Annotated in this window: 14 protein-coding genes; 1 reads left to right on the forward strand and 13 read right to left on the reverse strand. The window is 65.6% G+C overall.

All coding sequences use genetic code 11. From position 1 onward, the window contains the following. Nucleotides 1–52 precede the first annotated feature (52 nt). A complete protein-coding gene (gene dnaE / locus HF680_RS04845) occupies nt 53–3,517 on the reverse strand; it encodes a DNA polymerase III subunit alpha (RefSeq protein WP_185224232.1) in 3,465 nt (1,154 codons plus the stop codon). A 382-nt stretch (nt 3,518–3,899) separates the two neighbouring features. Here dnaE and msrA point away from each other — a divergent pair, with 382 nt between their 5' ends. After that, nucleotides 3,900–4,523: a peptide-methionine (S)-S-oxide reductase MsrA gene (gene msrA / locus HF680_RS04850; protein ID WP_185224233.1), complete on the forward strand. Its 624-nt coding sequence runs from the start codon at nt 3,900–3,902 to the stop codon at nt 4,521–4,523. A 15-nt stretch (nt 4,524–4,538) separates the two neighbouring features. Here the strand turns inward: msrA and HF680_RS04855 are convergent, their stop codons facing one another. From HF680_RS04855 to nuoL, 12 genes are all read right to left on the reverse strand, one after another. Further along, on the reverse strand, nt 4,539–5,243 hold the full coding sequence (locus HF680_RS04855; RefSeq protein WP_185224234.1) for an ABC transporter ATP-binding protein: 705 nt from the start codon (nt 5,241–5,243) through the stop codon (nt 4,539–4,541). Then, on the reverse strand, nt 5,236–6,522 hold the full coding sequence (locus tag HF680_RS04860) for a lipoprotein-releasing ABC transporter permease subunit (protein WP_185224235.1): 1,287 nt from the start codon (nt 6,520–6,522) through the stop codon (nt 5,236–5,238). Before HF680_RS04860 ends, HF680_RS04855 begins: the two co-directional genes overlap by 8 nt. After that, nucleotides 6,519–7,835: a proline--tRNA ligase gene (gene proS / locus HF680_RS04865; RefSeq protein WP_045811213.1), complete on the reverse strand. Its 1,317-nt coding sequence runs from the start codon at nt 7,833–7,835 to the stop codon at nt 6,519–6,521. Before proS ends, HF680_RS04860 begins: the two co-directional genes overlap by 4 nt. 77 nt (nt 7,836–7,912) lie before the next feature. After that, nucleotides 7,913–8,179, reverse strand: coding sequence for a DUF1467 family protein (locus tag HF680_RS04870; RefSeq protein ID WP_017503976.1), 267 nt, complete (start codon nt 8,177–8,179; stop codon nt 7,913–7,915). Between the two features lie 9 nt (nt 8,180–8,188). Then, complete coding sequence (locus tag HF680_RS04875) at nt 8,189–8,527, reverse strand: DUF3088 family protein (protein ID WP_045811214.1); 339 nt, start codon at nt 8,525–8,527, stop codon at nt 8,189–8,191. 40 nt (nt 8,528–8,567) lie between these two features. After that, on the reverse strand, nt 8,568–9,476 hold the full coding sequence (locus HF680_RS04880) for a hypothetical protein (protein WP_045811215.1): 909 nt from the start codon (nt 9,474–9,476) through the stop codon (nt 8,568–8,570). 56 nt (nt 9,477–9,532) lie between these two features. Continuing rightward, nucleotides 9,533–11,206, reverse strand: a complete 1,674-nt coding sequence (locus HF680_RS04885) for a ribonuclease J (protein WP_185224236.1) — start codon at nt 11,204–11,206, stop codon at nt 9,533–9,535. After that, nucleotides 11,207–11,986 carry a type III pantothenate kinase gene (locus HF680_RS04890; protein WP_185224332.1) on the reverse strand — a complete coding sequence of 260 codons (780 nt, stop codon included), beginning with the start codon at nt 11,984–11,986 and terminating at the stop codon, nt 11,207–11,209. Continuing rightward, nucleotides 11,983–12,732, reverse strand: a complete 750-nt coding sequence (locus HF680_RS04895; RefSeq protein WP_185224237.1) for a biotin--[acetyl-CoA-carboxylase] ligase — start codon at nt 12,730–12,732, stop codon at nt 11,983–11,985. Before HF680_RS04895 ends, HF680_RS04890 begins: the two co-directional genes overlap by 4 nt. A 4-nt stretch (nt 12,733–12,736) precedes the next feature. After that, complete coding sequence (gene nuoN / locus HF680_RS04900) at nt 12,737–14,179, reverse strand: NADH-quinone oxidoreductase subunit NuoN (RefSeq protein ID WP_161639056.1); 1,443 nt, start codon at nt 14,177–14,179, stop codon at nt 12,737–12,739. Between the two features lie 9 nt (nt 14,180–14,188). Next, the gene (locus HF680_RS04905) at nt 14,189–15,673 is read right to left on the reverse strand and encodes an NADH-quinone oxidoreductase subunit M (protein WP_185224238.1); all 1,485 of its coding nucleotides are present in this window, start codon (nt 15,671–15,673) and stop codon (nt 14,189–14,191) included. 4 nt (nt 15,674–15,677) lie between these two features. After that, entirely contained in the window at nt 15,678–17,789 is a 2,112-nt protein-coding gene (gene nuoL / locus HF680_RS04910; RefSeq protein ID WP_045811221.1) for an NADH-quinone oxidoreductase subunit L, read from the reverse strand.

Below are 17,789 nucleotides of genomic sequence, written 5' to 3' on the forward strand. Positions count from 1 at the left end.
ACACGTCCGTGAGGTTCCGAAAAATCAAAAGCTTAACCATATCCAACAGGGCTCAAGCGTCCTCCAGCATGACGACGCCCGGCGCCGATTTCAGCGCGCCGCGCAAGGCGCCGTCCAGGCGATAACGACCGGGAATCTTGACCTCGACCTCGCGCCCCTGATCGAGGCCCGCAATCATCAGCGACACCTCGCCCCCCTTGCCGATCGCGCCTGATCGCGCGCGCTCAAGCCGCGCCTTCAGGGCCTCGGCGTCCGCGCTGCGGGCCGAGACGTGGATGCGAAGGCCGATGTTGGCGTCGTCCAGCAGATTGTCCATCTGGGAGGCGTCGTCGCCGAAAAAGCGCACCTCCCCTTCCGACGACTTGGCGCGCACCCGCACCATGACCGAGGCGCCGGGCTCCAGCACCTCGCGACATTTGCGCAGTTGTTCGGGCGGGAACAGGCATTCGAACTCGCCGGTCGGATCGGAGAAGGTCACGAAGGCGAACTTCTCGCCCGTCCGCGCGCTGGCCCGCTCCTGCTTGCGACGCACGACGCCGGCCATCTGGAACGCTTCGTGGCCGGACTCCGCCAGCGGGATCGCTTCGGCGACGAAGGTGACGCGCTTGCGCTTCAGGGCTGAGGTCATCTCGTCCAGCGGGTGGCCCGACAGATAGAAGCCGACCGCCGACAGTTCGTGATCCAGCCGCTCCGGCCCGACCCAGGGCTCGACGCTTTTCAGGCGCGGGCGCGCGGCATGCGCCTGATCGCCGCCGAACAAAGACACCTGCGACGAGGCGCGTTCGGCCGCCACGCTCTGGCAATAGGCCATCAGAACGTCGGCCTGTTCCAGCAACTGACGCCGGTTGGGGTGGATGCTGTCGAAGGCGCCGGCCTTGGCCAGACCTTCCAGCGCGCGCTTGTTGACGCTGCGCGGATCGACGCGCTCAAGGAAGTCAAAGATGTCGGCGAACCGCCCGCCCGTCTCGCGTACCTCGATGACGTGTTTCATCGCCTCGAGACCCACGTTTCGGATCGCGCCGAGGGCATAGAGCACCGCCCCCTTGTCGTCGTCCCAGGCCACGTCGAAGTCGGCCGAGGAGCGATTGATGTCGGGCGCCAGGACCGGCACGTCGAACCGTTTGGCGTCCTGATAGAAGACCGCCAGCTTGTCGGTGTTCGACAAGTCCAGGCTCATGGACGCCGCGAAGAACTCGACCGGCTGATTGGCCTTCAGCCACCCCGTCTGGAACGAGATCAGGGCGTAGGCGGCGGCGTGAGACTTGTTGAAGCCGTATCCGGCGAATTTGGCGACCAGATCGAAGATGGAGCCGGACTGCGCCTCCGGCACGGCCTTTTCGGCGGCGCCCTTGACGAAGCGAAGGCGCTGGAAATCCATCTCCTCCTTCTTCTTCTTGCCCATGGCCCGGCGCAGCAGGTCGGCCTCGCCCAGGCTGTAGCCCGCCAGGATCTGGGCGATCTTCATCACCTGTTCCTGGTAGATGATGACGCCGTAAGTTTCGGTCAGCACCTCTTTCAGGCTGGGGTGCAGATAATCGACCTCGGCGCGCCCGAACTTGCGGTCGATATAGGTGTCGATCATCTCCATCGGCCCCGGCCGATAAAGCGAAATCAGGGCGGTGATCTCTTCGATGGAGCCGCAGCGCATCTTGCGCAGGGTGTCGCGCATGCCCTGGGATTCCAGCTGGAACACTCCGACCGTCTGGCCAGAGGCCATCAGCTCATAGGTGCGCGCATCGTCCAGCGGCAGTTGGTTCCATTCCGGCGCCGCGCCGCGCCGCTCCAGATAGCCCCGCGCCCGATCCAGCACCGTCAGCGTCTTCAGGCCCAGGAAGTCGAACTTCACCAGGCCTGCCGGCTCGACCCATTTCATGTTGAACTGGGACGCCGGAATGGTGGAGCGCGGATCCTGATACAGCGGCACCAGTTCCGTCAGCGGCCGGTCGCCGATGACAATGCCGGCGGCGTGGGTGGAGGCATTGCGGTATAGCCCTTCCAACTCCAGCGCGGTTTCCAGCAGGGTCTTCACCGCCGGGTCGGCGTCCCTCGCCTCCTTCAGGCGCGGCTCGATATCGATGGCCTGGGCCAAGGTGACGGGCGCAGCCGGGTTGTTCGGCACCATCTTGCAGAGCCGGTCGACCTGACCCAGCGGCATCTGCAGCACCCGGCCCACGTCGCGCAGCACGGCCCGCGCCTGCAAGGTGCCGAAGGTGATGATCTGGGCCACCCGGTCCTTGCCGTAGCGGTCCTGAACATAGTCGATCACCTCCTCGCGCCGCTCCTGGCAGAAGTCGATGTCGAAGTCGGGCATGGAGACGCGTTCGGGGTTCAGGAACCGCTCGAACAGCAGGCCGAAGCGCAAGGGATCCAGATCGGTGATGGTCAGGGACCAGGCGACCAGCGAACCGGCGCCGGAACCACGCCCCGGCCCCACCGGAATACCGTGGGTCTTGGCCCATTTGATGAAGTCCGACACGATGAGGAAGTAGCCGGGGAAGCCCATCTGCTGGATGATCCCGACCTCCCATTCCAGGCGGGTCCAGTATTCCTCTTCGGGCACGGCCGGCGTGACCTCGGTCAGGCGGACCTTCAGCCCCTCGCGCGCCTGGTGGGCCAGTTCATCGGCCTCGGAGCGCCCGGCCCCGGTATCGAAACGCGGCAGGATGGGCGCGTGCGTATTGACCAGAAAGGCGCAGCGCCGCGCGATGTCGATGGTGTTGTCGCAAGCCTCGGGCAGGTCGGCGAACAGCTCGCGCATGACGGCGGCGGGCTTGAACCAGTGTTCGCCGGTGATGCGACGGCGATCCTCCTGGCCGGTGAAGGCGCCGTCGGCGATGCACAGCAGGGCGTCGTGAGACTTCGCCTGCGCCGCCTTGGCGTAATAGACGTCGTTGGTGGCGACCAGCGGCACGTCATTGGCGTAGGCCCATTCGACCAGCCCCGGCTCGGCGCGCTTTTCGTCCTCAAGCCCGTGGCGTTGCAGTTCGACGTAGAAGCGGTCGCCGAACGCCGCCTTCATGGCCGCCAGCGCCGCAGCGGCTTCGGCCTTCTTGCCCTGGGCGAACAGCGGATCGATCGGTCCGTCCGGGCCGCCGGACAGCAGGATCAGGCCTTCGGAGCGGGCGACCACCTGCTCCCAGCCCACGCCCGGCTCGGCCATTTCTCCGGCGTCCAGATAGGCCGATGACGACAGGGCGCACAAGTTCAGCCACCCGGCCGTATCCTGGGCCAGCAAAACCACGGTCGGAACCTTGGCCCAGCGGGCGTTGATCTGGCCGCCGATTCCGAAGACCGGCAGGGCGCAGGCCACGAGCGGCTGAACGCCTGCATCCTTCGCTGTCTGGCTGAACTCCAGCGCGCCGAACAGATTGGCCCGGTCCGCCACCCCGACCGCCGGCATTCCGGCGTCGGCCGCCAGCTTGCCGACCTTGGCCGCCTTGATCGCGCCTTCCAGCAGCGAATAGGCCGAGCGGACCCGAAGATGGACAAAACCCTGACTGTTCACCGGCTCGTTCACGCCTTCTTCGACCCTGGCCCGCTACCGAGTACCCTATCTTGAGTCTCATATCGGGCGTCGCGCGGCCATCGCAAACCGGTCGCCCGACAGATCGGCTGTGGATCGCTGGCTTCAGACGGTTCTCGAAAAAACACCGTCTAAAGTGTCTAATTCGTCTGATCTCAGGCGGAGACGCTGATCGCCACGGTCCAGACCATCCATACGAAACCGCCGCACGACGCCAGCGACAGCATATCCCTCATCAAACGCGGCATGACCTTGGCTCCGAGACATCCGATATGTTCTGCGAATGTTCTATGTTGGCGTTTTGTTCCGGTCAAGACGTTCTTGGTGAAACCGTTTGCGCGTCGCCGTCGTAGTCAATGCAACAGGAGATGAGACCATGTCCCTTCGCACGACCGCCCTCGCCGCCGTTGCATCCTTGACCGTCGTTGCCCTGTCGATCGGCGCGCCCCTGGCCCGTCAAGCCGAGGCGCAGACGGCGCTTCAGACCGCAATCTTCGCCGGCGGCTGCTTCTGGTCGGAGGAGAAGGCCTTCGACGACGTGCCGGGGGTGCGCTCGGCCGTGTCCGGCTTCGTCGGGGGCCATACCGCCAACCCGACTTATGAGCAGGTGGTGCGCGGCGGCACGGGCCATATGGAGGCGGTGCAGGTGATCTTCGATCCGCGCGTGGTCAGCTATCGTACTCTGGTCGATCGCTATTGGCGCACCATCGACCCGACCGATCCGAACGGTCAGTTCTGTGACCAGGGGCCGTCCTATCGATCGGCCGTCTTCGCGACAGCAGCCCAGCGCGCGGACGCCGTCGCCTCACGCGATGCGGCGATGCGTGTGTTGAGAAAAAGCTTCACCACGCCGGTCGTCGGCGCTCAGCGGTTCTGGCCAGCGGGCGAGGAACACCAGAACTACGCCAAGCGCCACGCCGCCAGCTACCAGGCCTACCGGATCGGATGCCGCCGCCCCGAACGCCTGAGAGCGATCTGGGGCGACGCCGCCGTCAGTTGATCGACAGGCATTGGCTCAGTAGGCTTGGCTCTGGGCCTCGCGATGTTCCAGATGACCGTCCTTCAGGGCGAAGACGCGGTCCATATGGCCGGCCAACTCCATATTGTGGGTGGCGATCAGGGCGGCCACCCCCGTGGTCTTGGCCAGGTTTCGCAGGGACTCGAACACCGACTGGCTGGTGGTCGGATCCAGATTGCCGGTCGGCTCGTCGGCCAGCAGCAGCCGCGGGCCATTGGCGAGGGCCCGTGCGATCGCGACGCGCTGCTGTTCGCCGCCGGACAGCTGGGCCGGCTGGTGCGTCAGGCGTTCGCCTAGCCCCAGGGCCGTCAGCGTGACCTCGGCGCGTTTGCGCGCCTCGTCCTGGGACACCCCGGCGATCCGCATCGGCAGGGCGACATTGTCGCGCGCGTCGAACTCAGGCAGCAGGTGGTGGAACTGATAGACGAAGCCGATCCCGCCCAGTCGCAGTCGCGTGCGGGCGCGCTCGTCCAGATCGCCGACCTGTTCGCCGTCGATGGCGACCGTGCCGCTGGTGGGCTTCTCCAACAGGCCGGCGGCGTGCAGCAGCGACGACTTGCCCGAGCCCGACGGTCCGATCAGCCCGACCAGTTCGCCGGGATAAACGTCCAGATCCACGCCCTTCAACACGGTCAGGCCGCCCTGGGCGGTGTCATAGGTGCGGGTCAGGCCGCGCACCGAAAGGATGGGAGCCTTACTCATAGCGCAGCGCCTCCACGGGATCGATGCGAGACGCGTTCCAGGACGGCGGCAGGCTGGCGATACAGCTCATCAACAGGGACCAGAAGGCCACCCAGGTCACGTCCACCGGATCGACCAGGGCCGGGATGGCGTCCAGCATATAGACGTCGGAATCGAACAGCTTGGTCTGCAGCACGAACTCCAGGAAATGCTGGATCGAGCCGATGTTCCAGCAGAACAGCAGACCCAGAATCAGGCCCGCGATGGTGCCCGCGACCCCGATCATGGCGCCGGCCATGAAGAAGACGCGCAGGATCGCCGAGGGGCTGGCGCCGATGGTGCGCAGGATGGCGATGTCGCGGCCCTTGTTCTTCACCAGCATGACGATGCCGGAGATGATGTTCATGGCGGCGATGGCGACGACGAGGCCCAGGATGATGCTCATGGCCACGCGTTCGACCTTCAGCGCGCCGTAGAAGGCGGCGAGGCGCTCGCGCCAGTCGCTGACGACCGAGCCGGGACCGGCGGCGTCGCGGATGGCTGCGGTCAGGGCGCCGACCTGATCGGGATCGTCCACTTTGATCTCGATCGCGTCCCAGACGCCTTCCTTGCCGAAGAAGAGCTGCTGCTGCTCGAGAGGCATGAAGATGAAGGCGCGATCGTAATCGGCGGCGCCCGAGCGGAACAAGCCGCCGACGAAATAGGTCTTCTCAAGTCCGCCGAGGTTGCCGAAGGCGCTGTCGGCTCCGGTCGGCGAAAACAGGGTCACAGGATCGCCGACGCGCAGCCCCATGGAGTTAGCCAGGGCCGCGCCGACCAGAATGCGGTCGCCGCCATAGGGGCCCTTGCCGAAGCTGGCGCGCTCCTGCGGGCTCAGACTGTCGAAGACGTACTGGGTCTTGGCCAGATCCTCAGGGCGGATGCCCTTGGCGATGGCGCCGGTCGTATAGCTGCCGACGCGGATCAGGCTCTGCGCCTCGTTCAGCGGGCTGGCGCTGGCGACGCCCGGCACGGCCTGGATGCGCTTCAGCGCGGCGTCTCGATCAGGCGACGTCAAAACCGGGCCCTGCACATACATATGGCCGTTGAAGGCCAGCATGCGGCCCAGCAATTCGCTGCGGAAGCCGGACATGATGCTCATCACGCTGATCAGCACGGCGACGGCCAGCATGATGCCGATGAAGCTGATGACGGCGATGGTGGCGACGCCGCCTTCCTTGCGCTTGGCGCGCAGGTAGCGCAGGGCCAGGCCGATCTCCCACGAGGAGAAGGCGCCGGACGGACGAGACGGCAGGCTCAAGCGGTCAGCCTTTCGATAGCTTCGGCCAGCGGCACGGAGACCTTCTCGCCGGTGGCGCGACGTTTCAGTTCCACCACGCCGTCCGCCAGACCCTTGGGACCGATGGTCAGCTGCCACGGCACGCCGATCAGATCGGCGGTGGCGAACTTGCCGCCGGGACGTTCGTCGGTATCGTCGTAAAGGACATCCTTGCCGCGTTTTTCAAGCTGGGCCACCGCGTCCTCGCAGGCGGCCGAGACGGCCTCGTCATTGGCGCGCAGATTGATCACGACCACGTCGAACGGCGCGACCGCGTCGGGCCAGATGATGCCGCCGGCGTCGTGGCTCGCTTCGATGATGGCGCCCAGCAGGCGCGACACGCCGACGCCATAGCTGCCCATGTGCACCTCGGCGTCCTGACCGTCGGGCCCGGCGACCTTGGCCTTCATCGGGGCGGAGTATTTGGTGCCGAAGTAGAAGATGTGGCCGACCTCGATGCCGCGCGCCGACAGGCGGTCGCCCTCGGCGGTCTTGGCCTCGAACTGCGCCGGATCGTGCATCTCTTCGGTGGCGGCGTAGAGGGCGGTGCGCTCGTCGAAGACGGCCTGGACGGCTTCGGGGCTGAAGTCGTCGCCGGGCGCGGGCATCTCGACCAGTTTGCGATCGCAGAAGACCTCGCTCTCTCCGGTTTCGGCCAGGACGATGAACTCGTGGCTCAGATCGCCGCCGATGGGGCCGGTGTCGGCACGCATCGGCACCGCCTTCAGGCCCATGCGGGCGAAGGTGTTCAGATAGGCGACGAACATGCGGTTGTAGGCGACCCGGGCTGCGGCCTCGTCCACGTCGAAGGAATAGGCGTCCTTCATCAGAAACTCGCGCCCGCGCATCACGCCAAAGCGCGGACGGCGCTCGTCACGGAACTTCCACTGGATGTGAAACAGGTTCAGCGGCAGCGACTTGTAGGACTTCACATAGGCCCGGAAGATGTCGGTGATCATCTCCTCGTTGGTTGGTCCGTACAGCAGTTCGCGCTCATGGCGGTCGGTGATGCGCAGCATCTCGGGGCCGTAGGCGTCATAGCGGCCGCTCTCGCGCCACAGATCGGCCAGTTGCAGCGTCGGCATCAGCAGTTCGACGGCCCCGGCCCGCATCTGCTCCTCGCGCACGATCTGCTCGATCTTGCGCAGCACCTTCAGACCCAGCGGCAGCCAGGCGTAGATGCCGGCGGCCTCCTGCTTGATCATTCCGGCGCGCAGCATCAGCTGGTGCGAGACGATCTGGGCGTCCGAAGGAGCTTCCTTCAACGTGGGCAGGAAAAAGCGCGACAGGCGCATGGTCGGGAATCCTAGGCGTAGAGACGGAACAAGGCTTTAGCCGCTCGGACGGGGCGAAAGCTAGGCCGATGCGTCGTTTAGACGGCCGGGCCGCTGGCGAAGTTCGGCAGGGGCAGCCAGCCCGTGAAGATCAGCACCATGACAAACGCCCAGACCAGGGCCGAGACCCAGGTGGTCGTCAGGAACTTCTTCTTCAGATTGGGCGTCTTGGGCGCGCCCCATTGTGAGCCGTCGGTCGGCGGCTCGTGCGTCTCGCTCGCCGTGCCCAGCGGCAACACGGCGAACAGCACCGTCCACCAGGCGATGATGTAGATGCCGACCATGGTGAAGACGCCGATGGGCATGACGAACCTCTAGGGATGCGGCCGGCCGACGCCGTAGCGGGCCGCCAGATAGGGAGCGATGGCATGATCCTGAAGAAACCGCCGGCCGGTCGTTTCACTGACCTCGGCCTCGGGCCAATCCAGCGCGCCGTCCAGGATCAGGATGGGGCAGCTCTGATGCGCCTCGCCGACCTGGTCGATGACCGGCTGGCGCGGGCGCGGATGATCCAGATAGACGACGTCGAGCGCATCGCGAAGCTGGGGATAGAGCGCCAGCACGCCCTCGATATAGGCGCCGGGCGGGCAGAACCACGGACCGCCCTGATCGTCGTGCCAGTCGGAGTTCAGCAGGAAGAGTCGCTCGGTCATCGGCGTGGATATATCCGAGTTGAGGCCGTCGGCGCGACCGCTATTCGCACGATGCGCCAAACCCCGGCGCTCTTAGCGCCAGAAGGATCGAAGAGCGCGCCTGCTGCGTGATCGCCCCGGCGCCTTGCAGCACACAGCCAACGGCGGTGTTGGAGTTGGGCGCCAGAAGGCCGTAGGTCAGACCTTCCTGCGCGAGCCGCGCCTGGGCCCCCTTCAACGTCTCAACCGCCGTCGCGACGCGCGCCGGGTCGTTGGTGATGCGGGTCATCTCGTGCAGCGCCTCGCCCGAACTGGGAAAGTCATAGGCGTTCGGATCGAACGGCGCGATCTCGGCCGACAGCCGCTCGGGATGAATGTCGATGCCGAACTTGGCGTTCTGGCTGGCGGAGAAGGCGATGGCCGGCCCGCTTTCGGGAACGACCAGAATATATGCGTGGCGCGGAAACAGCAGATATTGCGCCATGAACTTGGTCACTGGCACCAGCGGCATCCCGTCCGGTCCCAGGGCATGGGCGCCGACATAGACGCCCGACGGCACGCTGCGCGCATCGATCCGGCCGTTCAGCTTCAGGATGCGATCGACCATGACGTGGTCGAGCAGAAAGACACCGTCCTCCGCCTCGCGCTCCAGATAGGCGTGGATGGCGACGGTGTCGGGCGCCGGCCCCAGGTCGCGACCATAGACGGTCGGAAAGGCGGTCGGCGACATCGGCTGGCCGTCAGGCGGGCTGAACCACAGCACGCGCAGTTCGTGAACCGTCCGCGCCAGGGGATCTTCGCCCCGGAACGTCGACAGGCTGAGCACCAGATTGACGACGGCGAACAGGGCGACGAAGCCGACCAGCCCCTGCCCCGCAATCACCGCCCATTGTCGCCAACCGCGCAGCGGATGGCGGGCGTGCCGGATCCGCTCCAGCAGGCGGCGCGCTCGGGCGGGCTTTTTCGACATGCGTTTCCCCGAGCGTTCAGGCGCACGACCAATGCGCCCGAACGGTCAAGGTTGCATCAGACGCGCAGGACGACCGTCTCGACGATGGGACGACGATCCCAGATCTGTTGGCTGGCCTTTTTCAGCACGCGGGCGACAGCCTGTTCGATAACCATTTCGTCGTCCAGCGCATCGCCTTTCAGGCCTTTGACCACCTGCTCGACGCGCTCGGCCAGCTTGTCCAGCGCATCGCCGAGCGGCGTGGCGGTGTCGCCGGGCAGGCCGACGCTGCGGATGTCGATGTCGCTGGCGATGCGGCCGCGCTTGTCCAGGGCGAAGCTGACGATCAGCACGCCGTTGGTCGAGGCGTGACGACGTTCCTTCAGGGCCTCGCCCTGCTCGGTCACCAGCATGCCGCCGTCGACGTACAGGCGACCGTTCGGCACCTCGTCGATGATCTTGGCCGGCCCAGGGGCCAGGCGGACCATGTCGCCGTTGCGTGGCGTCACCGTTTCAGGAACGCCCATGTCCTTGGCCAGGTTGGCGTGTTCCAACAGGAACCGACGCACGCCGTGGGTCGGCACCGCGATCTGCGGCCGGGCCCATTCGTACATCTGCTTCAGCTCGTCACGGCACGGGTGGCCCGAGACGTGGATGCCGGGGTGATCCTTCTCGGTGTAGAGGCGCACGCCGCGGTCCGCGAGCCGGTCCTGCAGAGTGCCGATCGCCAATTCGTTGCCGGGGATCTGGCGCGACGAGAAGATGCAGTGATCGCCCACACCCAGTTTCACGACCGGGTGGGTGCCATCGGCGACGCGCGACAGGGCCGCCCTCGCCTCACCCTGGCTGCCGGTGCAGAGATAAAGGATCTGATCGGCGGGCCAGACGCGGGCCTCCTCGTCCGACAGGAAGGGCTTCACGTCCTTCAGCATGCCGACGTGTTTCGCCGCCGCCGTGATCCGGTGCATCGAACGGCCGGCCAGAGCCACGCGACGCCCGCAGGCCTCGGCCGCGCGGATCACGCTGTCCATCCGGGCGACGTTGGAGGCGAAACAGCCGACCGCAACACGCCCCTTCAGGCTGGCGATCAGCTTAGAGATGGCGACGGCCACATCGCCTTCGGACCCAGCGACGCCCGGCACGAAGACATTGGTCGAATCGCAGACCATGGCCAGCACGCCTTCGTCGCCCAGGGCGCGGATGACGGGGGCGTCGGTCTTGGTCCCGATCACCTGCTGGTCGTCGATCTTCCAGTCGCCGGTGTGGAACACCATGCCCAGCGGCGTATCGATGGCCAGGCCGCTGGGCTCGGCGATCGAGTGGGTCATGTTGACGAAGGTCACGCCGAACGTGCCGATGTCGACGGTCCCGCCAAGCGGCACCTCGATGAGTTCGACCTCGTCCAGAATGCCGCGCTCACGCAGCTTGTCGCGGATCAGATAGGCGGTGAAGGGCGTGGCGTAGATCGGCGCCTTGATGCGCGGCCACAGCCAGCCCAGGGCGCCGATGTGATCTTCGTGCGCGTGGGTCAGCACGATGCCCTTGATGTTTTCACCCTCCAGGAAGGTGGGATCGGGCACAATCACGTCCACGCCGGGCGTGGACAGGTCGCCGAAGGTGACGCCGACATCGACGATCAGCCATTCACGGTTCGCCTCAGGGCCGAAGCCATAGGCGTTCAGGTTCATACCGACCTCGTCCGAGCCGCCCAGCGGCAGGAAAACGAGTTCGTTTTGGGTTTGCTTTTTCATTCAATCAGTCAAATGGGCGTTACGACGCCAGATTTCGAGGAGGCCGCGAATAGTCAGGTCGGGATCGAAGTGATCGATGCTGTCGGTCGCGCCTTCGAACAGGCTGGCGACCCCGCCGGTGCCGACGACGGTCATGGGCTTGCCCCACTCCGCCTTGATGCGTCCAATCAGGCCTTCGATCAACGAGATATAGCCCCAGAAGACGCCGGACTGCATGGCCTCGACCGTGCCCTTGCCGATGACGTTCTCGGGTTTCTGGATGGCGATCCGCGGCAGTTTGGCCGCCGCCTCGTGCAAGGCCTGAAGCGACAGATTGATGCCGGGCGCGATCAGACCGCCCTCGAAAGCACCGTCACCCGAGACGATGTCAAAAGTCGTCGCCGTGCCGCTGTCGATCAACAGAAGGTCGCCGGGATACATCAGCGAGGCGCCCACGGCGTTCACGAGACGATCGGCGCCCGCCTCGCTGGGTTTGGCGATCCGCACCTCGATGCCCAGTTCGGCGTTCTCGCCGATGACCAGGGGTTCGATGTTCAGATAGCGCCGCGCCAGATTGCGCAGGTTGAAGATCGACTGCGGCACGACGCTGGAGATAATGCAGCCGCTCAGCGCCCCGAAGGCCAACCCCTTCATCACCATCAATTGGTTCAGCCAGACGGCGTATTCGTCGGCCGTGCGACTGGCCTCGGTCGCGGCGCGCCATTGGGCGATCCAGTCCGTGCCGTCGTGGACCGCGAACAGCGTATTGGTGTTCCCCTGCTCGATGGCGAGAAGCATCAGGCGGCTTTCCCGAAGAAGACATCGCCGGCGGAGATCAACCGCACCGAGCCGTCGGCCAGACGCAGGCGTAAGGCGCCGTCCGCCTCCACGCCCTCGGCCAAACCTTCCAGCGTCTCATTGTCCAGACGCGCGACGCATGGTCCGTTTAGGCCCGTCAAACGACTGGTCCAGGCGTCGAGCACGGGCTCGAAGCCCATCGTCTGCCAGCGCCCCCACCAGACGGCGAAAGTCTCGGCCAGGATTTCGGCGGCGGCCTCGATCGGCGGGACATAGGCCAGGTCGGCGCGCAGACGTTCGGCGACCGAGGTCGCCCCCCGCTCGGTGCCCTCGGGCGCATGGGCCAGATTCACGCCGATGCCGACCGCAAGCCAGAGGTCGCCGTTCGCATGCCGGCCGGATTCGACCAGGATGCCGGACACCTTGACCCCGTCCAGCAGGACGTCGTTGGGCCATTTGATCGACACGAGCGCGGGCGAGACGAAGACGTCCAGCAGGTCCGCGACCGCCAGGGCGGCGATGAAGGTGGCCTGGGCCGCCTCCGCCGCCGACTTGGGCGTGGTGATCAGAAGGGTCGCGGCCAGATTGCCCTGATCGGTGTCCCACTTGCGACCCCGCCGACCGCGACCGGCGGTCTGGCGGCGCGCCACGATCCAGCACGGTCCCGCCTCTCCGGCCTCGGCGAGGCGGCGCGCCTCGGCGTTGGTCGAGTCGATCTCGTCGAGGATGACCAGTGGGACGGGCGCCAACGCCCTACCCGTTCCCGAAGCCGGCGCTCGCAGCCTTGGTCAGCGGCTCCAGCCAGGTCAGACCAACGATCACCAAGGGGAAGGCGAAGGCGGCGCACGCCCAGCCGATCCACTTCGCCTCGACCGGCGCGGCGTCGGTCGCAATGTCGTCCACCGGCGCATCGAACCACATCAGCTTGAGGATGCGCAGATAGTAGAAGGCGGCGACGACCGAGGCGACCAGACCGGCGGCCGCGACGGGCCACAGTCCTGCATCGGCAGCAGCGCCGAACACATAGTATTTGCCCCAGAAACCCGAGAACGGCGGCATGCCCAGGACCGACAGCGACAGGATGGTCAGGGCCACGGCCGTCAGCGGCCGATCCTTCTTCAAGCCAGCCAGATCGGCGATGCGGCGGATCGGACGGCCCGACTTGGACAGGCTGAGCAGGATAGCGAAGAAGCCCAGCTGGTCGATGACATACAGCGTCATGAACATCAGCATGGCCTGCAGGCCTTCGGCCGTGCCCGCCGCAATGCCCAGCAGGGCGTAACCGATGTTGGCGATCGAAGAATAGGCCAAGAGGCGCTGGATGTCCTTCTGCGCCAGGCCGCCAAAGGCGCCGACGACGAAGCTGATCAGCGAGATGGCGATCAGGACCTGCGACCACTGGGCGTGGGCGTCACCGAAACCGTTTTCCAGCGCGCGGGCGATCAGCACCATGGCCGCGACCTTGGGCGCCGTGGCGAACAGGGCCACGACCGGCGTCGGCGCGCCCTCATAGACGTCGGGCGTCCACATGTGGAACGGCGCGGCCGAAACCTTGAACGCCAGGCCGCAGATCAGGAAGACCAGGCCGAAGACCAGGCCCGGGCCGGGATTGTCGGCGGCGACGGCGGCGATGTCCTCGAACCGCATCGAACCGGCGAAGCCGTAGATCAGGCTGGCGCCATACAGCAGCAGACCCGACGACAGGGCGCCCAGGACGAAATACTTCAGACCCGCTTCCGACGCCTTGACGTCGTTGCGGTGGAAGGCGGCCAGCACATACAGGGCCAGCGAGTGCAGCTCGATCCCGACATACATGGAGATCAGGTCGCCCGAGGACGCCATCATCCCCATGCCGGCCGAGGCCAGCACGATCAGGACTGGATATTCGAACTTGGCGATGCGCGTGCGCTTCATCCAGCCGTCGCCCAGCACGACCGCCACGGCGGCAGACAGATAGATCAGGCTCTTGGCGTAGATGGCCAGCGGATCGGCGACATAGGCGCCGTTGAAGGCGACTCCCCACGGTCCGACGATCGAGATGACCGATGCGGCGATCAGCAGCAGCACCGACAGGATCGAGACCAGACGGGCGCTCTTGTCGCCGATGAAGGCGCCGACCATCAGCAGGACCAGAGCGCCGACCGCGAGGGTGACTTCCGAGGCGGCGAGATGCAGGGCGGAGGATAGATCAGGCATCTGTAAGTCTCACCCGCCGATCGCGGCGCGATACGCGCTGGTCAGGGCCTCGACGGCAGGCCCGGTGTAATCGAGGACGGAGGCCGGATGGACCCCCAGCCAGATGGTGCCGACGATCAGGGGCACGAACAGCAGCAGTTCGCGCTTGTCGATGTCGGTGATGGTCTCGAGCTTCGGATTGGTGATCTCGCCGAACATGACCGCGCGGTACAGGGTCAGGGCATAGACCGCCGAGAAGATGACGCCCGAGGCCGCGACCAGCGCCGCCCAGGTCGAGGCGTTGTAGGCGCCCGTCATGGTCAGAACTTCGCCGATGAAGCCCGAGGTGCCCGGCAGACCGACGTTGGCCATGGTGAACATCAGGAAGATGGCGGCGTACCACGGCATCTTGGAGGTCAGGCCGCCGTAGAAGGCGATCTCGCGGGTGTGCATCCGGTCGTAAACGACGCCGACGCACAGGAACAGCGCGCCCGAGATCAGGCCGTGGCTGATCATCTGGAAGATGGCGCCCTGCATGCCGATGTCGTTGCCGGCGAAGATGCCCAGGGTCACAAAGCCCATGTGGGCCACCGACGAATAGGCGATCAGCTTCTTGATGTCCGTCTGACGCCAGGCGACCAGCGACGTGTAGACGATGGCGATCACCGACAGGGTGAAGACCAGCGGCCGGAACATCTCCGACGCCACCGGGAACATCGGCACGTTGAACAGGATGAAGCCGTATCCGCCCAGCTTCAGCAGAATACCCGCCAGGATCACCGAACCAGCCGTCGGCGCCTGAACGTGGGCGTCGGGCAGCCAGGTGTGGACCGGCCACATCGGCATCTTGACCGCGAACGAGGCGAAGAAGGCCAGCCACAGGATCGGCTGGACGGCCGGATCGAAGGCGAAACGCTTCAGCTCGGGAATGCTGGTGGTACCCGCCTCATGCGCCATCCACAGCATGGCCAGCAGCATCAGAACGGACCCCAGCAGGGTGTAGAGGAAGAACTTGTAGGCCGCGTAAATGCGGTTCTGACCGCCCCAGATGCCGATGATCAGGAACATCGGGACCAGGGTGCCTTCGAAGAAGATGTAGAAGAGGAACAGGTCCAGCGAGGTGAACACCCCGATGACCAGCGTCTCCAGCACCAGGAAGGCGATCATATATTCAACGACGCGCGTCTCGACAGACTTCCAGCTGGCCAGAATGCAGATCGGCATCAGGAAGGCCGTCAGCAGCACGAACAGGATCGAGATCCCGTCGACGCCCAGGTGATAGCTGGCGCCCGCGAACCACGGGACCATCTCCACGAACTGATAGCCGGTGTTAGCCGGATCGAAGCCGGCGACCAGCACGACCGACACCGCCAGGGTCACCAGGGTGGTGATCAAGGCGATCCAGCGCGCGGCCGGCGCGGTCGCATCGGCCGACTTTGACGTCATCCGGGCGACGAAGATCGCCAAGGCCCCGACCAGGGGCAGGAATGTAACGAGGCTCAGGATGTAGGGCACGAGATCAGGCTCCCCACGCGAGGATGGCGAAGGTGAGCAGACCAGCCACCCCGAGCAACATCACGAAGGCGTAGTGATAGACATAGCCGGACTGGATCTTGCCCAGTCGAGCGGCGGATTTCAGCGACACCCAGGCGGCGCCGTTCGGGCCCAGGCCGTCGATGATCTTCACGTCGCAGATCTTCCAGAAGAAGTTCCCGATGGCGCGGAAGCCGCGCACGAACACGAAGTCGTACAGCTCATCGAAATACCACTTGTTGTAGAGGAAGCGGTAGATGACGCCGTTCCGCTCGGCCATGCGACGGCCCATGCCCTCGCGAGCGACGTAGATCCAATAGGCGAAGGCGGTGCCGATCAGCGTCAGGATCAGCGGCGACCATTTCACCCAGGTCGGAACGTCGTGGCTTTCGTGCAGGACGTGGTTGTTCGCGCCGGTGAAGATCGCGCCGCGCCAGAACTCGCCCTCGTGGTGGCCGATGAAGTGCGGCGCGAAGACGAAGCCGGCCGCGACGGCGCCGACCGACAGCAGGATCAGCGGAACCAGCATGACCAGCGGGCTCTCGTGCGGCTTCAGCGGGCCATGATGACCGTGGTCGTCGTGAGCGTGGTCGTCATGCGCGGCGTGCGCAACGGCGTGGCCGTGATCGTCCGGTAGCGGCTCGGAGTGCGTCTCCAGTTGAGCGGCCGAGGCGTGATCGTCCCCATGATGCGCGCCCTCTTCCTTCCACACCGGCTTGTTGTGGAAGGTCATGAAGACCAGGCGCCACGAATAGTAGGCCGTCAGACCGGCGGCGATGATGCCGACGAAGAAGGCGAACAGGCCGATGGCCGAGTGACCCGAGGCCGCCGAGGCATAGGCGCTCTCGATGATCGAGTCCTTGGAGTAGAAGCCGGCGAAGCCGCCGACGCCAGGGATGCCCAGGCCGGTGATGGCGATGGTGCCGATGGTCATCACCGCATAGGTGACCGGCAGCAGCTTCCACAGGCCGCCCATCTTCCGCATGTCCTGCTCGTGGTGCATGCCGTGGATCACCGAGCCAGCGCCCAGGAACAGCAGCGCCTTGAAGAAGGCGTGCGTGAACAGGTGGAACATGGCCGCCTGATAGGCGCCGACGCCCGCCGCGAAGAACATATAGCCCAGCTGCGAACAGGTCGAATAGGCGATGACCCGCTTGATGTCGTTCTGGGTCAGGCCGACCGTGGCGGCGAACAGGGCCGTGATCGCGCCGATGATGGCGATGATCTGCGACGCGCCCGGCGCATACTCATAGATCGGGCTCAGCAGGCAGACCATATAGACGCCGGCGGTGACCATGGTCGCGGCGTGGATCAGCGCCGACACCGGGGTCGGGCCTTCCATCGCGTCCGGCAACCAGGTGTGCAGGAAGAACTGGGCCGACTTGCCCATGGCGCCGATGAACAGCAGGAAGCCGGCCAGATCCAGCGCGGACCACTGGACGCCCAGGAACTCCCACGTCGTGCCGGCCTTTGTGGCGATCAGCGGGAACAGCTCGGCGAAGTTGATGGTGCCGTACATCCAGAAGACCGTCATGATCCCCAGCACGAAACCGAAGTCGCCGACGCGGTTGACGACGAAGGCCTTGATGGCGGCGGCGCTGGCCGTCGGCTTCTTGAACCAGAAGCCGATCAGCAGATAGGACGCCAGGCCGACGCCTTCCCAGCCGAAGAAGATCTGCATGAAGTCCGCCGCCGTCACCAGCGCCAGCATCATAAAGGTGAACAGCGACAGATAGGCGAAGAAGCGCGGCCGGCTGTCGTCCTCGGCCATATAGCCCCAGGAATACAGGTGAACCAGCGACGACACGCTGGTGACCACGATCAGCATGGTCGCCGACAGGGCGTCGATGCGGATCGACCAGGCCGACTGGAAGTCGCCGACGTTGATGAAGGGCGCCAGGCGGATGGTGAAGGGCTCCATATGGCCCCAGGTCCATTGGCCGAACACCGTCCAGGCGACGGCGCACGAGAAGAACAGCAGGCCGGTCGTAACGGCCTGCGACGGGATGTTGCCGATCCGGCGTCCGAAGAAGCCGGCGATGGCCGCGCCCAGCAGCGGGGCAAAGATCCCGAGAATGACGAGGGTATGGAAGGTCAC

The organism is Brevundimonas huaxiensis (assembly GCF_014218725.1).
GTDB classification, from domain to species: domain Bacteria; phylum Pseudomonadota; class Alphaproteobacteria; order Caulobacterales; family Caulobacteraceae; genus Brevundimonas; species Brevundimonas huaxiensis.

Coding starts and splice junctions, on each gene's coding strand:
- msrA (WP_185224233.1), top strand. CDS start 3,900: ATGTCCCTTCGCACGACCGCCCTCGCCGCCGTTGCATCCTTGACCGTC.
- HF680_RS04855 (WP_185224234.1), bottom strand. CDS start 5,243: ATGAGTAAGGCTCCCATCCTTTCGGTGCGCGGCCTGACCCGCACCTAT.
- proS (WP_045811213.1), bottom strand. CDS start 7,835: ATGCGCCTGTCGCGCTTTTTCCTGCCCACGTTGAAGGAAGCTCCTTCG.
- HF680_RS04870 (WP_017503976.1), bottom strand. CDS start 8,179: ATGCCCATCGGCGTCTTCACCATGGTCGGCATCTACATCATCGCCTGG.
- HF680_RS04875 (WP_045811214.1), bottom strand. CDS start 8,527: ATGACCGAGCGACTCTTCCTGCTGAACTCCGACTGGCACGACGATCAG.
- HF680_RS04880 (WP_045811215.1), bottom strand. CDS start 9,476: ATGTCGAAAAAGCCCGCCCGAGCGCGCCGCCTGCTGGAGCGGATCCGG.
- HF680_RS04885 (WP_185224236.1), bottom strand. CDS start 11,206: ATGAAAAAGCAAACCCAAAACGAACTCGTTTTCCTGCCGCTGGGCGGC.
- nuoN (WP_161639056.1), bottom strand. CDS start 14,179: ATGCCTGATCTATCCTCCGCCCTGCATCTCGCCGCCTCGGAAGTCACC.